The sequence below is a fragment of the Methylobacterium sp. E-025 genome (assembly GCF_022829705.1).
GTDB lineage: Bacteria > Pseudomonadota > Alphaproteobacteria > Rhizobiales > Beijerinckiaceae > Methylobacterium.
Genome location: NZ_JAKSYR010000021.1, coordinates 40,506 through 54,254, shown reverse-complemented (window position 1 = coordinate 54,254; position 13,749 = coordinate 40,506). Strand labels below are relative to the sequence as shown.

General features: G+C 71.6%; 14 protein-coding genes. 5 read left to right on the top strand and 9 right to left on the bottom strand.

Translation table 11 applies throughout. From position 1 onward, the window contains the following. The 5 genes from MKK64_RS01235 to MKK64_RS01215 form a co-directional block, all read right to left on the bottom strand. A complete protein-coding gene (locus MKK64_RS01235; RefSeq protein WP_147728569.1) occupies positions 1-324 on the bottom strand; it encodes an XdhC family protein in 324 nt (107 codons plus the stop codon). Positions 325-507: 183 nt separating this feature from the next. Beyond that, a complete protein-coding gene (locus MKK64_RS01230; protein WP_243931917.1) occupies positions 508-1,374 on the bottom strand; it encodes an NAD(P)-dependent oxidoreductase in 867 nt (288 codons plus the stop codon). A gap of 71 nt (positions 1,375-1,445) precedes the next feature. Next, a complete protein-coding gene (locus MKK64_RS01225) occupies positions 1,446-2,831 on the bottom strand; it encodes an ATP-binding protein (RefSeq protein WP_243931916.1) in 1,386 nt (461 codons plus the stop codon). Continuing rightward, entirely contained in the window at positions 2,828-3,547 is a 720-nt protein-coding gene (locus MKK64_RS01220; protein WP_147728697.1) for a response regulator, read from the bottom strand. The genes MKK64_RS01225 and MKK64_RS01220 overlap by 4 nt, the downstream gene beginning before the upstream one ends. Positions 3,548-3,739: 192 nt before the next feature. After that, positions 3,740-4,678, bottom strand: a complete 939-nt coding sequence (locus tag MKK64_RS01215) for a 2-hydroxyacid dehydrogenase (RefSeq protein ID WP_243931915.1) — start codon at positions 4,676-4,678, stop codon at positions 3,740-3,742. Positions 4,679-4,855: 177 nt separating this feature from the next. Here MKK64_RS01215 and MKK64_RS01210 point away from each other — a divergent pair, with 177 nt between their 5' ends. Continuing rightward, positions 4,856-5,251, top strand: a complete 396-nt coding sequence (locus MKK64_RS01210; RefSeq protein ID WP_243931914.1) for a VOC family protein — start codon at positions 4,856-4,858, stop codon at positions 5,249-5,251. A gap of 23 nt (positions 5,252-5,274) precedes the next feature. Further along, the gene (locus MKK64_RS01205) at positions 5,275-5,871 is read left to right on the top strand and encodes a histidine phosphatase family protein (protein ID WP_243931913.1); all 597 of its coding nucleotides are present in this window, start codon (positions 5,275-5,277) and stop codon (positions 5,869-5,871) included. A 20-nt stretch (positions 5,872-5,891) separates the two neighbouring features. On the opposite strand, the gene MKK64_RS01200 is transcribed toward MKK64_RS01205, so the two are convergent. From MKK64_RS01200 to MKK64_RS01190, 3 genes are all read right to left on the bottom strand, one after another. Beyond that, positions 5,892-6,605: a hypothetical protein gene (locus MKK64_RS01200; protein ID WP_243931912.1), complete on the bottom strand. Its 714-nt coding sequence runs from the start codon at positions 6,603-6,605 to the stop codon at positions 5,892-5,894. Positions 6,606-6,678: 73 nt separating this feature from the next. Then, the gene (locus MKK64_RS01195; protein ID WP_243931911.1) at positions 6,679-7,680 is read right to left on the bottom strand and encodes a nickel/cobalt transporter; all 1,002 of its coding nucleotides are present in this window, start codon (positions 7,678-7,680) and stop codon (positions 6,679-6,681) included. Further along, positions 7,671-8,339: a DUF1007 family protein gene (locus MKK64_RS01190; RefSeq protein ID WP_243931909.1), complete on the bottom strand. Its 669-nt coding sequence runs from the start codon at positions 8,337-8,339 to the stop codon at positions 7,671-7,673. Before MKK64_RS01190 ends, MKK64_RS01195 begins: the two co-directional genes overlap by 10 nt. A gap of 292 nt (positions 8,340-8,631) precedes the next feature. On the opposite strand from MKK64_RS01190, the gene MKK64_RS01185 reads away from it, so the two are divergent. The 3 genes from MKK64_RS01185 (at position 8,632) to MKK64_RS01175 (ending at position 12,883) form a co-directional block, all read left to right on the top strand. Next, positions 8,632-10,989, top strand: a complete 2,358-nt coding sequence (locus tag MKK64_RS01185; protein ID WP_147842259.1) for an Orn/Lys/Arg decarboxylase N-terminal domain-containing protein — start codon at positions 8,632-8,634, stop codon at positions 10,987-10,989. After that, a complete protein-coding gene (locus tag MKK64_RS01180; protein WP_147725906.1) occupies positions 10,989-11,630 on the top strand; it encodes a GNAT family N-acetyltransferase in 642 nt (213 codons plus the stop codon). Before MKK64_RS01185 ends, MKK64_RS01180 begins: the two co-directional genes overlap by 1 nt. A gap of 134 nt (positions 11,631-11,764) precedes the next feature. Continuing rightward, positions 11,765-12,883, top strand: coding sequence for an alkene reductase (locus MKK64_RS01175; protein ID WP_243931907.1), 1,119 nt, complete (start codon positions 11,765-11,767; stop codon positions 12,881-12,883). Positions 12,884-12,931: 48 nt separating this feature from the next. Here MKK64_RS01175 and MKK64_RS01170 read toward each other — a convergent pair whose 3' ends face one another. Further along, entirely contained in the window at positions 12,932-13,660 is a 729-nt protein-coding gene (locus MKK64_RS01170; protein WP_147725919.1) for an amino acid ABC transporter ATP-binding protein, read from the bottom strand. Between the last annotated feature and the right edge of the window lie 89 nt (positions 13,661-13,749).

The window sequence follows — 13,749 nt, the reverse complement described above, 5'->3', positions numbered from 1 at the left end:
TCAGTCGATCCGCTCGACGAAGATTCGGATGCGGCCGCCGCAGGAGAGCCCGACCCGCCACGCGGTCTCGTCGGCGACGCCGAACTCGATCACCCGCGGCTTGCCGTCGGCGATGGCGTCGGCGGCTTCCGTGATGACGGCGCCCTCGACGCAACCGCCGGAGACCGAACCGAGAAAGTTGCCCTCGCCGTCGACGACGAGGTGGCTGCCGACCGGACGCGGCGCCGATCCCCAGGTCTCGATCACGGTCGCGAGCGCCACGTCGCGGCCGTCGCGTCGCCAGGACGCGGCGGTGTTCAGGATGTCGGCTTCGGTCGAGATCATCGGCGTGCCTCGAAGGCCGCGCGCGCCGGCCTCAGGATGCGGGAGCCCGGTCGCGGGCCGAGAGGTTCAGGTATGGCATCGTGGGCGGGGCGCAAGGCGCGCGCAGCGGCGGTGTTGCACGGAACGCATGACGACCGACTTCACGCGTCGGTGCAAACGCCGGCCGTCGCCGCGTCCAAGCGCTCAGCGCCCGCTGCGCCGGGTCGCCACGGTGGCGAGCGCGGCCAGGTCCTTGTCGCCGTCGCCATGCGCGATCGCGTCGATGAGGTTGTCCCGCAGGACGCTGGCGAACGGCATCGGCACGTTCACCGCCGCCGCGGCGCCGAGGGCGAGGCCGATATCCTTGGCGCCGAGGCGGAGGCCGAAGCCCGGCGGCTCGTAGCGGTTCGCGGCGATCGACGCGCCGTAGCCCTTGTAGACCGGCGAGGCGAACAGCGTGCCGGTGAGCATGTCCAGAAGGTCGGCGCCGGCCACCCCGTGACCTTCGGCGAAGGCGGCGGCCTCGCCCATCGCCTCGATCGCCGAGACCAGCATGAAGTTGCCGGCGAGCTTCACGGCATTGGCCTGATGCGGCTCGGTGCCGAAGCGCCATGTCTTCGTGCCCATCGCGTCGAGGAGCGGGGCTGCGCGGTCGATCGCGCCGGCATCGCCCGCGGCGATGATATTGAGGGCGCCCGCTGCGGCCGCGTCCGGCCGCCCGAACACAGGGGCGCCGACATAGGCGATGCCGGCGCGCGCATGGATCGCGGCCAGTTCCTGCGCCAGGGCGACGGAGATCGTGCTCATCGACAGGTGGATCGCCGGCCGGCCTGCGCCGTCGAGCAGCCCGCCCTCGACGATGACGGAGCGCAGTGCCGCGTCGTCCGACAGCATGGTGATCGCCGCGTCGCCCGCGAACGCCTCGGCCGCGCTCGCCACCGGCGTCGCGCCGGAGATCCCGTGCGCAGCATCCGGGGTCCGGTTCCAGACGCGGACGGTGTGCCCGGCCTCGACCAGCTTGGCCGCCATGGCGCGCCCCATGCGCCCGAGCCCGATGAATCCGACGTCCATGCGCTTCCTGCCTTCCGATGCCCGCTCGGCCTCAACGCCGAGCGCGCCGGTCCGATGCAAGGCTCGGCCGTTCATTCCGCCGCGGCGGCGATCCGGGTCTCGGCGGGTTCGGCCGGGATCGCGGCGGCCAGCTGCAGCTCGATCGCGGCGGAGAGGCCGCCTTCCGGGCGATTCGTCAGGGTGAGCCAGCCGTCATGCGCTTCGACGATGGCGAGCACGATCGACAGCCCGAGGCCGAAGCCGCTCGCGTCGTTGAGATTGCGGGCCCGGTCGCCGCGAACGAACGGCTGCAGCATCGCGTCGCGCTCGGCTTCGGGAATGCCGGGGCCGGTGTCGCCGACCACGATGCGGACGCCCCGCGGCGTCTGCTCCATCGAGAGGCGCGCGCCGCCGCCGTACTTGACCGCGTTGTCGACGAGGTTGGTGATCGCTCGCTCGAGCTCGTCGGGCTTTCCGCGGACGAGCACGTGGCGGCTCTGCGTGATGAAGACGTCGGCGCCGACGTCGCTGAACCCGTCGCAGACCGTCTGCACCACCGAGGCGAGGTCGATCAGCGTCCGCGCGCTCGACGCGCCGCCCTGGCCGTCGCGGACGAAGGACAGGGCCGCCTCGACGAGCGCGTTCATCTGGTCGAGATCGCGCAGCGTCATGATGCGGGTGTGGTCGTCGTCGATGAACTCCGCGCGCAGCCGCAGCCGGGTGATCGGCGTGCGCAGGTCGTGGCTGATCGCGGCCAGCATCTGCGTGCGGTCGTCGATCAGGCGCCGCACGCGGTTGCGCATCCGGTCGAGGGCGCGGGAGACCGCGATCACCTCCCGCGGGCCGGCCTCGGGCAGCGCCACGTGGTCGTCCCCGGTGCCGAACGCCTCGGCGGCGCCCGCGAGCCGCGCCAGGGGCGCCGTCAGCGCCCGCGTCGCCCAGAGCGAGAGCAGGGCCAGCGTCAGGGCGAGGAAGATCACGGTGAAGATGATCGCCCCCTCGTGCGGCGGCCTGAGCGGGTCGTCGGGCAGGCTCGCCTGCAGCCGGGCGCCGTTCGGCGTGACGATCCCGAGGCGGAGGTAGCCGTCGGTGCGCATCTCCGGCCCGCCGATCTCGACCACGGTCAGCGCCCGGCCGAAGCCGTTGCGCAGGCGGCGGACGACCGGGCGGTTGAGGCCTTCGCCCTCGGCAGCGGTCCCGGTCCAGGGCGCAATCTGAAGGTTCGGCACGCTGCGTGCCGCATTCGCCAGCAGGGCGTCGCGGTCCGGCACGGGAGCGTTGTCGAGGAGGCGGGCGACGATCGCGAGGCGCCCTGCCGCGACGCCGGGATGGTCGTCCGGCTTCCAGGGCTCGCGCAGGAGCACGAAGGCCGTGGTCGCGACCGCGTGCGCGACGACGATCGCGGCCACCACGAGCAGGGCGATCTGCCCGGCGACGCTGCGCGGGCGCAGGCGGCTCCGGATCCGGCCGAACCTCATGAGCGCGTCACCTCCGGCGTGAACAGGTAGCCGCCCGAGCGGATCGTGCGGATGATCTCGGGGTTGCGCGAATCGCGCTCGATCTTCTGGCGGATCCGGCTCACGAGCACGTCGATGCTGCGCTCGAACGGGCCGGCGCTGCGCCCCTGGGTCAGGTCGAGGAGCTGGTCGCGCGAGAGCACGCGGCCCGGGCGCAGGCACAGGGCGTGGAGCAGGTCGAACTCGGCGCCGGTGATCGAGATGCGCGCGCCCTCCGCGCTCAGCACCTGCCGCAGCGAGACGTCGAGCGTCCAGCCGACGAAGTGCATCCGGCGCGCGCCCTCCTCCTCCGCCACCTCGTTGCCGGTGCGGCGCAGGACGGCGCGGATGCGGGCCAGCAGCTCGCGTGGGTTGAACGGCTTGGCGAGATAGTCGTCGGCGCCGATCTCGAGGCCGACGATGCGGTCGATCTCCTCGGCCTTGGCGGTGAGCATCAGGATCGGGATCGCCGAGCTCGCGCGCAGGCGCCGGCACAGGCTGAGGCCGTCCTCGCCCGGCAGCATCAGGTCGAGGACGATGAGGTCGACCCGGCCGTCGGCCAGCGCCCGGTCCATCTCCGCGCCGTCGCCGGCGAGGGTGACGCGGCAGGCGTTGCCGCGGAGGTAGCGCGCGACCAGGTTCGCGATCTCGCGGTCGTCCTCGACGATCAGGATATGCGGGCTGGCGGGCGCGTTCATCGGCGGTCGTCTTCGGTCGCGTCCCGACGGGACTTCGCGGCTCCTTATGGCCCGAGACGCGCGACAATCGAAGATGGGGGGCGGCGGCAAATTTGTAACGGCGTGTTTCCCATGCGCGCTTCGGTGTGCGGCATCTCGAAGACGCAAGACGTTGCGTCCGCGAAACCACGCGACAGCTTGCGGCGACGGCGATCAGTACCCGCGGGCTCTGTCCACGCCCGCCGGCACCCGTCCGGTGCTGCGGAAGGCCGCCACGGCCCCGGCGACGATCGCGGCCGCCGAGGCTTCGTCGGTCGGCGCCGCGACGTGGGGCAGGACCGTGACGTTCGGGTGGTCCCAGGCCGGGTGGTCGCGGGGCAGCGGCTCCTGCGCGAACACGTCGAGCACCGCGTGCCCGACCCGTCCGTCATCGAGCGCCTGCCACAGGTCGGCCTCGACGAGGTGGGCGCCGCGGCCGAAGTTGATCACGCCGGCACTTGGCGCCAGCCGGGCGAAGCAGGCGCGATCGAGGATGCCGCGTGTCTCGGCGGTGAGCGGCAGCAGGTTGACGAGGTAGGCCGCGCCGTCCAGCGCCCTGCCGAGGCCGTCGCGGCCGGAATGCGCAATCAACCCCGGAATCGCGGTGCCCGATCGGCTCCAGCCGCGGACGGGAAAGCCGAGCCCGAGCAGCAGCTCGACCGAGGCCCGCCCCATCTCGCCCATCCCGAGGATCGCAACCGGGCACGCGCCGGCCGCGCGGGCTGGGTGCTGGCGCCATTCGCGGCGGCGTTGCTGCGCGGCGTAGAGCGGGAGATCGCGGTGCAGCGCGAGCACGCAGGCCGCGACGGTCTCGGCCATCGTTCGCGCCAGCGTCGGATCGACGAGACGGACGACGGGGACCGGCGGCAGCGTCGCGTCCTGCAGCAGGCGATCGACGCCGGCCCACAGGCTGTGCACCCAGGCGAGCGACGGCAGTCCGGCCAGCGCTCCCGGAACCGGGTTGGCGACGATCGCGATCGCGACCGTCGAGCGATCGAACTCGTCGGCAGCCGTCACGATGCGCTCGCCCGGCATCGCGCGGGCGAGCGCGTCGCGCCAGATCGCTTCCTCGGCGGGCGATTGGCTGGTGGCGAGCAGGATGGGCTCAGGCATGAGGGCGCCTCGATCGGTCGACAGGGTTGCTGATAGCCTCGGCATCGGCTTCGAACGGGCCTCCGTGGCCATCGGCGCGGAGCTGCCGGCGGTTCGGCGCAGGGCTCCCGGCCTTTTCGGATCGGTTCTTCGCGCCAGATATCGGCTTCACTCCCTCGATCCAACCTGTGAGGAAGAATGGCCAAGCCCCTCCATGCGATGATCCGCGTCCGCGACGAGGCGCGCTCGGTCGCCTATTACGAGGCGGCCTTCGGGCTCGCCATCTCCGACCGCTTCGACTTTCCCGATTTCACCCTGGTGTACATGCGGGCGCCGGACTCGCCCTTCGAGATCGAGCTGACGGTCAACAAGGACCGGACCGAGGCCTACGACCTCGGCGACGGCTACGGCCACGTCGCCGTCACCGTCGCGGATCTCGCCGCCGAGCACGCCCGCTTCACCCGCGAGGGGCTTCCGGCGACGGACATGAAGACGCTCAAGCACGGCGACACCGAGCTGGCGCGGTTCTTCTTCGCCACGGACCCCGACGGCTACAAGATCGAGGTGATCCAGCGCGGCGGCCGCTTCGCCTGACCCCGACACGAACCGACGAGACCATGACCCGCATGAACGGCCCGACCCGCATCGTCTGCCTCCGCCACGGCGAATCGACCTTCAACGCCGCCCACCGCGCGACCGGCCGCGATCCCGACCATCGCGACGCGCGCCTGACGCCGCGCGGCCGGGAGCAGGCGCGCGCGGCGCGGGCGGCGCTCTGCGAGATCCCGTTCGACCTCGTGGTGGTCTCGCCGCTGACCCGCGCGATCGAGACGACCGCGCTGGTCTTCGCCGACCATCCGGCCGAGCCGAAGCTCCTCGTCGAGGTGCTGCATCGGGAGTGCCAGGAGAGCAGCTGCGACGTCGGCCGGGTCGCCTCCGAGATCGCGGCGGAGTTCCCGCATCTCGATGTCGGGCACCTGCCCGAGGTGTGGTGGCACGCCGAGGAGGGGTCCGACGTCGGCGGTCATCCGGTCGAGCCGAGGCACCTGTTCGACCAGCGCGTCGCCGGGTTTCGCGAATGGCTGCGCGCGCGGCCCGAGCGGACGATCGCAGTGGTCGGCCACGGCACGTTCTTCTTCCACCTCACCGGCGTCTGGCTCGACAACTGCGAGACCGTCGAGCTCGATCTCGACGCGGCTTCCGCCGCCGCCTGACGCGAACGCGTGATCGCGGCTCAGGCGTGCGCGGCCGATCGGGCGGCGTCGAGGCGGTCGCGCGCGGCGAACAGGTCGATGTCGGGCGCCTGCCGCCCGATCCGCAGCGCGCCGTCGAGGATCACGGCCGCCCGCGCCCACGTGCCCGGGGCGAACGGCGCTGCCCCCTCGGCGATCTCCGCCGCGCAGCGCGGATCCTCCGCTGCGCGGATCGCCGCGCTTGCGGTGCGGGAGACCGCGGCTGCCAACGCTCCGGAGACCCAGGCGCGCTGACCCGATGCGGCCTGCGCTCGCGCTCCGCCCGCCCAGGCGGCCGAACGCGCGGCCGCCAGCGCCTCGTCGAGATCCGCCGCGTCGGCGCAGCGGGTGGCGAGGTCGGCGAATCCGGCCCGCTCGAGCAGCGGCGGCAGAAGGCTGCGGATGCTTTCGAGGGCCAGAAAGGCCGTCCGCTCCGCCTCGACCGCCGGCGTGTCGGCGGAGCCGGACAGGCGCAGGACGAAGGCCATCAAGCGGTGGCGCTCGCCGTCCGGCATCCCGTCGTTGAGGCCGAGCGCGTAGGCCGCGAGCGGGCGCGAGAAGCAGGGCGGGCATTCGTCGCTCGACCGGATCGCGCGGTAGGGCAGCCCCGCGGCGACGAGGGCCGCCTCGTTGATGCAGGTGCCGCCGTCGGGTCCCGGAAACGGGTGCGAGCCCGAGAGCAGCCGCCAGTTCAGGATGTGGTCGAACCCTGCCATGCGGCGCCTCGCGTGCCGGGCTCCCCGCCCGGACCGGAGCGTGGCATGGCGGCGTGCCGTTGGCGAGGGGCGATCAGCCGCCGATGTCGAGCGCGAGGCCCGACAGCATCGCCAGCCCGAGCACCAGCACGAAGGCGCCGGCCAGCAGCTCGAGCGCGCCGATCGCCACGACGCCCGCGCGTCCGCGACCGCCGGCGATCCGCAGGGCGGCGCCCTTGGCGAAGACCGCGAGGCTCGCCAGCGCGCCGGTGGTGAGCGCCGTGCCGAGCGCCATGGCGAAGACCGCGAGGACGCCCGCAGCCAGCATGTTCTGCGCGGCGGCGAAGACCAGGATCAGCACCGCTCCGGCGCATGGTCGCGAACCGGCGGCGGCGACCACGCCGGCGCGCTCCCGCCAGGTGTCGAGCGTTTCGAGCGCCCGCGCGTCGGCGAGGCGGGCATGGCCGCATTCGGGCCCGCAGGCGGCGGGCGCGCCGAGGTCCGCGAGGCGCCCGGCCTTGCGCCACGTCACCGCCAGCCCGATCGCGGCAACGAGGGCGAAGCTGACGATCTCGATGGTGTTGCCGGCCCGCGTCATTCCGGCGGCGGTGGCGCCGAGCACGAGGCGGCCGATCCCGACGATCGCGATCGCCACCAGCGCCTGCAGGATCGCGGCGGCGAAGCTCAAGCCGAAGCCGCGGCGCAAGGCCCGCTCGCCGGCGAACAGGTAGCCGGCGATCACGGCCTTGCCGTGCCCGGGGCCGGCGGCGTGGAAGATGCCGTAGGCGAAACCGAGCGTGACCAGCGGCATCCAGTCGCCGCCGCCCTTGATCGCGGCGAGCGCGGCCTGAAGGCTGCGCGAAAAGCTCGACTGGATCGCCAGGAGCCAGCCGCCGAGCCCGGTCGCCGACGGCGCGGCCTCGCGGAAGCCGATGCCGAAGGGCGAGCGCGGCGGCGGCGCCGAGAGGCCGGGCGCCGCGAGCCAGACCAGGCCGGCGAGGATCAGGGCCGCGACCGCGACGGCGGCGGCGACCAGCATCAGCCGCAGCGGCCAGCGGCTTGCGGGCTGGACGGCGAGCGTGGCGCCTACGGACATGCGACGAGGATCCGGTTCGCGAACTGCATCCCGTAGCCGGAAGCGGCCGTCAGCGCCTCGAAGAACGCCTCGCTCATCCCGGGGGCGCCGGCCTCCGCCGTCTTGGGCTCGGGGGTCTTCGGCCGCGTCACCGTCGCCGCGCAGCCGCTCGGTGCGCCGACGAGCGTCGCGGCATCCGGCGCCTCGGACAGGCCGAAGGACACGAAGTAGGTCGGGTCGTAGACCTCGAGCGCGAGCACGCCGCGCCCCTGCGCGGGCGGCGTCTTCAGCGGCAGGCGGAAGCTCAGGGTGAGCGTGTCGCCCTCCATCGCCATCCGCGGCTCGACCGGGTCGGCGAAGGCCTGCTCCTTGCCGCCGACCTTCAGCTTGGTGAAGTAACCGAACTCGGCGAGATTCCCGGTGTTCTCGGCGGCGAGGGTCTGAAGCTCGTCCGGCGTCAGCTTGCCGTCCTTGTTCGCGTCGAGCCCCTGGGTGACGAAGGCGGTGTAGGCGGCGTCGAAGGTCCAGACGTGGCGCACCGCGACCACCTTGCCGCCCGCGTACCCGATCTCGGCCTTCGCGGTCACCCAGACGTGCGGGTGGGCCGCTGCGGGCGCGACGGCGAAGGCCAGCCATGCGGCGGCCAGGGCAGGACGAAGGATCGCGGCTGTCGGCTTCATGCGTTTGGGACGCTCGCGGCGCTGTGGTGAAGGATCCGTTAAGCGCGGGCCACCTTGTCCGCAGGCGCTGGGGCGAAAGCGAGGCGGAGCGCGACGCGGCCGATGCGCGGAGCGGTCGAGCTGGTGGCCCGAGGCATTGTCGTCATAGCCATGGCGGGCCGACCGTATTACCCGAGCGGACCGAAGGTCGGCCGCCGCCCCGGCCAGATCCCGCGCCGTTCGCCCGCACCGTCATCCAACCGTCATGATGGCGTCGCAGGCAGGCGCCGACCCGTCAGGCCAGAGGCTTTCCATGGACTTTCACCGCCGCTTCACCGTGCTGATGTGCGCGCCGGCCTTCGATCCGGACGACCTCGAAGGCGTCCGCGTCGCGCAGATTGTCACCGCGGTCGAGGGGCGCGGCTTCGAGGTGATCCGGGCGCGGCGCGTCGAGGACGCGGCGATTGCCGTGCAGACCGACGCGGCGATCGGCTGCATGGTGGTCGACTGGGGCAAGCGCGGCCTCGACGGCAAGGCGGCCTCGCTGATCGACATGATGCGGCGGCGCGGCCTCGAGATGCCGATCGTCATCCTCGTGCGCCGCAAGCGGCTTGAGGACATCCCGGTCGAGCTGCTCGACTTCATCGACGGCTACATCTTCCTGGCGGAGGAGACGCCGGAATTCATCGCCCGCGGCCTCGTCTCCCGCGTGACCCAGTACGCCGAGACCCTGAAGACGCCGTTCTTCGGCGCGCTCGTCGACTACGCCGAGAAGGGCAACCAGCTCTGGACCTGCCCAGGCCACAACGGCGGCATCTTCTACAACCGCTCGCCGATCGGGCGGATCTTCGTCGAGCATCTCGGCGAGGCGATCTTCCGCGACGACCTCGACAACTCGGTCCTCGACCTCGGCGACCTCCTGACCCACGAGGGGCCGGCGCTGAAGGCGCAGAAGGAGGCGGCGCAGATCTTCGGGGCGGAGAAGACCTACTTCGTCCTCAACGGCACCTCGGCCTCGAACAAGGTCGTGCTCGGGTCTCTGGTCGCGGAGGGCGACCTCGTCCTGTTCGATCGCAACAACCACAAGGCCGCCCATCACGGCGCCCTGATGCTCGCCGGCGGCATCCCGATCTTCCTCGAGACCGACCGCAACGCCTACGGGCTGATCGGGCCGATCTACCACGAGGCCCTGGACGAGACCGCGATCCGCGAGAAGATCCGCCGCAACCCGCTGGTCGAGGACAAGGAGGCGTGGCGCCGCGAGCGTCCGTTCCGCGTCGCGGTGATCGAGCAGTGCACCTACGACGGCACGATCCTCGACGCGCAGGGCGTCGTCGAGCGGATCGGGCACTTGTGCGACTACATCCTGTTCGACGAGGCCTGGGCCGGCTTCATGAAGTTCCACCCGCTCTTCGTCGGCCGCTTCGCCATGGGCCTGAAGGGGCTCGACGAGACCTCGCCGGGCATCATCGCCACGCAATCGACCCACAAGCAGCTCGCGAGCTTCAGCCAAGCCTCGCAGATCCACACCAAGGACGGGCACATCCGCGGCCAGACCCGGCGCGTCGAGCACCGCCGCCTCAACGAGAGCTTCCTCGTCCACGCCTCGACCTCGCCGTTCTACCCGATCTTCGCCTCGCTGGACGTCGGGGCGCAGATGATGAAGGGCCGCTCGGGCATGATCCTGTGGGACGACACGATCCGTCTCGGGATCGAGTGGCGCAAGAAGGTCCGCGCCATCCGCCGCGAGTTCGAGGAGAAGGAGGGCGATCCGAACCGGCGCTGGTTCTTCGACGCCTTCGTGCCCGACGTGACCCCCGGCCCGGACGGCGTCAACGTGCCGTGGGAGAGCCTGACGACGGACGTGCTCGCCTCGGACCCGAAGCACTGGGAGCTGCGCCCCGGCGCGCGCTGGCACGGCTTCACCCATGTCGGGCCCGAAACCTCGCCCGGCTACGCGATGACCGACCCGAACAAGCTGACGGTGCTGACGCCGGGCTTCGACCGGGCGACCGGGGAATACGCCGCCCACGGCGTTCCGGCCCCGATCGTCGCGCAGTACCTGCGCGAGAACCGCATCGTCGCCGAGAAGAACGATCTGAACTCGCTGCTCTTCCTGCTGACCCCCGGCGTCGAATCCTCGAAGGCCGGCACGCTGATCTCGGGCCTGGTCGCCTTCAAGCGCCTGCACGACGACAACGTGCTCCTGGAGGACGCGATGCCGGAGTTCGTGCGGCGGCGCCCGAACCGCTACCGCGGCGTGCGGCTTCGCGACCTTTGCGCCGACTTCCACGCCTTCCACCGCGAGCACGGCACCTCGATGCTCCAGCGCAAGCAGTTCCAGCCCGAGCACCTGCCCGAGATGGTGATGGCGCCCAAGGCCGCGGCGCAGATGCTGACCCGCAACAACGTCGATTTCGTCCCGATCGCCGAGGCCGAGGGGCGTGTGGCGACGACCTTGCTTCTGGTCTACCCGCCCGGGATCGGCACGGTGCTGCCCGGCGAGCGGATCGATGAGCGGGCCAAGCCGATGCTGGACTATTTTAAGATGTTCGAGCGCTCCGCAAACCTGTTTCCCGGCTTCGAGGCCGAGATCCAGGGCGTGTACCGTCAGGTCGAGCCGGACGGGCAGATCCGCTTCCACACCTACGTCATGCGCGAGGCGCGCTGATGGAGGACGCGGGCCCGGCGGGCGACTTCGCGATCCCAGAGCCGGCCGCGTCCTGCGCCGACATCGTCATCCGCCCGTCGTCGGACGCGGACCTCGCGGCGATGGTGGCGATCTACGAGCACCACATCCGCCGCGGCGTCGGCGACGTCGGCGACTTCGAGGAGGATCGCCTCCTCCCCGACGACCTGCGCCGGCGCCGCAAGACCATGCGCAAGAAGCGCCTGCCCCACCTCGTCGCCGACCGGAACGGTCAGGTCGCGGGCTACGCCTACGCGGTGCCGTTCCGGAAGCGGCCGGCCTACCGCTACACGCTCAAGCACTCGATCTACGTGCATCCCGAGCACCTGCATGCCGGGATCGGCCGACGCCTGCTGCCGGCGCTGATCGAGGCCTGCGCCGCGGGCGGCTACCGTCAGATGATCGGCTACATCGATTCCGAGAACGCGGCTTCGCTGCGCCTGCACGAGGCCTGCGGCTTCGTCCGCGTCGGCCACCTGCCCGCGGTCGGCTACAAGTACGGCCGCTGGAGCGACAGCGTGATGGTGCAATGCGCCCTCGGCTCCGGCTCCGACGACCAGCCCTCGACGTGGCGGAAGCCGGTGGAGGCGCTGGTGGCGGGGCACGACTGGACCGGCAAGTAGCCGGGGCCCGACGCCCGCCGGTGCGCTGCGGCGAACTCCCGCCGGCGCGGCACGTTGTCGGACACCCGCGCTCGCGGCCCGGCGGACCGTCCATCGCCGTGAGCCGCGCGACCGCCTGCGACAAAGGACCCGGCATGCCCCGCTCCGACAGCCCCGTGCTGCAGCCCTACACCCTCGGCGACCTCGCCCTCAGCAACCGCATCGTGATGGCGCCGCTGACCCGGAGCCGTTCCTCGACCGACGGCGTGCCGCCGGATTTCGCCGCCGATTATTACGGCCAGCGCGCCACCGCGGGGCTGATCATCTCGGAGGCGACCAACATCTCGCCGCAGGCCGTCGGCTACGCCTACACGCCGGGGATCTGGTCGGAGGCGCAGGTCGAGGCCTGGCGCCGGATCGTCGGCACGGTGCACGCCAACGGCGGCCGCATCTTCCTGCAGCTCTGGCACACGGGCCGGATCTCGCATCCCGACCTGCAGCCGGAACATCGGCCGCCGGTCTCGGCCTCGGCGATCCGGCCGGAGGGCACCGCCTTCACCGAGGAGGGCATGAAGGCGCACGTGACGCCGCGCGCCCTGGAGGCCGACGAGATCCCGAGAATCGTCGAGGATTACCGGCGCGCCGCCGAGAACGCGAAGCGCGCCGGGTTCGACGGCGTCGAGATCCACTCGGCCAACAACTACCTGCTCGAGCAGTTCGTCCGCGATTCGACGAACACGCGCACCGACGCGTATGGCGGATCGATCGAGAACCGGCTGCGGTTTCCGCTCGCGGTGGTGAAGGCGGTCACGGACGTCTGGGGCGGCGGTCACCGCGTCGGCATCCGCCTCTCCCCGGCGACGACCGAGCCCGGCAAGACGCCCCTCGACAGCGATCCGCACGCGACCTTCGGCGCCTACGTCGATGCGCTATCGCAGTTCGGCCTGCTCTACATCCACACCATCGAGGGCGTGACCCAGCAGACCCGCGACGTGCCCGACAGCGTCGACTTCCTCGACCTGCGGAAGCGCTTCTCGGGGGCCTATGTCGGCAACAACCAGTACACGCTGGAGCTGGCCGAGAAGGAGCTCGCGGATGGGCACGCCGACCTGTTCAGCTTCGGCCGGCCCTACATCGCCAATCCCGACCTCGTCGGACGGCTGGCGTCCGGCGCCCCTCTCGCCGAGGCACCGAAGCCGTACTGGTACGGCGGCGGTGCCAACGGCTACTCGGATTGGCCCGGCATGAATGGGCCGGTGGCGATCAAGCGCTGACGCTCGGACCCGGCGCGCTCACGGGGCGCGCCGGGCCGCGCGCGAGGTTCAGTGCTGCAGGATCTTCGACAGGAACTGCTGCGCGCGCTCGCTGCGCGGCTGGCCGAAAAAGTCGTCCTTGCGGGCGTCCTCGACGATCTCGCCGCGATCCATGAAGATGACCCGGTCGGCGACCTTGCGGGCAAAGCCCATCTCGTGGGTCACCACCATCATGGTCATGCCCTCCTTGGCGAGCTCGACCATCACGTCGAGCACCTCGCCGACCATCTCAGGGTCGAGCGCCGAGGTCGGCTCGTCGAACAGCATCACCACCGGGTTCATCGCCAGCGCGCGGGCGATCGCCACGCGCTGCTGCTGACCGCCGGAGAGCTGGCCGGGATACTTGTTGGCGTGCGCCGACAGGCCGACGCGGGCGAGCAGGTCGAGCCCCTTCTTCTTCGCCTCCTCGGCCGGGCGCTTCAGCACCTTGCGCTGGGCGACGGTGAGATTCTCGGTGATCGAGAGGTGCGGAAACAGCTCGAAGTGCTGGAACACCATCCCCACGCGGGAGCGGAGCTTCGGCAGGTCGGTGGCTTTGTCGACGACCTTGGTGTCGTTGACCGTGATCTGGCCCTTCTGGATCGGCTCCAGAGCGTTGACGCACTTGATCAGGGTCGACTTGCCCGAGCCCGAGGGGCCGCAGACCACCACGACCTCGCCCTTAGCGACCTGCGTGGTGCAGTTCGTCAGCACCTGAAAGTCGCCGTACCACTTGCTGACGTTGTCGATGGCGATCATCGGCGCGCCGGTCGCGAGCTTCGGCGGCGGGCTCGACAGCGGGCCGGACTGCAGGCCGGCATCCGTCGGCGCGACGGAGCCGGGAGCGA

Excerpts from the sequence above, each read along its gene's own strand:
- MKK64_RS01180 (WP_147725906.1), top strand. The coding sequence starts at position 10,989 with ATGGAGGACGCGGGCCCGGCGGGCGACTTCGCGATCCCAGAGCCGGCC.
- MKK64_RS01190 (WP_243931909.1), bottom strand. The coding sequence starts at position 8,339 with ATGAAGCCGACAGCCGCGATCCTTCGTCCTGCCCTGGCCGCCGCATGG.
- MKK64_RS01195 (WP_243931911.1), bottom strand. The coding sequence starts at position 7,680 with ATGTCCGTAGGCGCCACGCTCGCCGTCCAGCCCGCAAGCCGCTGGCCG.
- MKK64_RS01210 (WP_243931914.1), top strand. The coding sequence starts at position 4,856 with ATGGCCAAGCCCCTCCATGCGATGATCCGCGTCCGCGACGAGGCGCGC.
- MKK64_RS01215 (WP_243931915.1), bottom strand. The coding sequence starts at position 4,678 with ATGCCTGAGCCCATCCTGCTCGCCACCAGCCAATCGCCCGCCGAGGAA.
- MKK64_RS01175 (WP_243931907.1), top strand. The coding sequence starts at position 11,765 with ATGCCCCGCTCCGACAGCCCCGTGCTGCAGCCCTACACCCTCGGCGAC.
- MKK64_RS01200 (WP_243931912.1), bottom strand. The coding sequence starts at position 6,605 with ATGGCAGGGTTCGACCACATCCTGAACTGGCGGCTGCTCTCGGGCTCG.
- MKK64_RS01225 (WP_243931916.1), bottom strand. The coding sequence starts at position 2,831 with ATGAGGTTCGGCCGGATCCGGAGCCGCCTGCGCCCGCGCAGCGTCGCC.
- MKK64_RS01230 (WP_243931917.1), bottom strand. The coding sequence starts at position 1,374 with ATGGACGTCGGATTCATCGGGCTCGGGCGCATGGGGCGCGCCATGGCG.
- MKK64_RS01170 (WP_147725919.1), bottom strand. The coding sequence starts at position 13,660 with ATGATCGCCATCGACAACGTCAGCAAGTGGTACGGCGACTTTCAGGTG.
- MKK64_RS01220 (WP_147728697.1), bottom strand. The coding sequence starts at position 3,547 with ATGAACGCGCCCGCCAGCCCGCATATCCTGATCGTCGAGGACGACCGC.
- MKK64_RS01235 (WP_147728569.1), bottom strand. The coding sequence starts at position 324 with ATGATCTCGACCGAAGCCGACATCCTGAACACCGCCGCGTCCTGGCGA.
- MKK64_RS01185 (WP_147842259.1), top strand. The coding sequence starts at position 8,632 with ATGGACTTTCACCGCCGCTTCACCGTGCTGATGTGCGCGCCGGCCTTC.
- MKK64_RS01205 (WP_243931913.1), top strand. The coding sequence starts at position 5,275 with ATGACCCGCATGAACGGCCCGACCCGCATCGTCTGCCTCCGCCACGGC.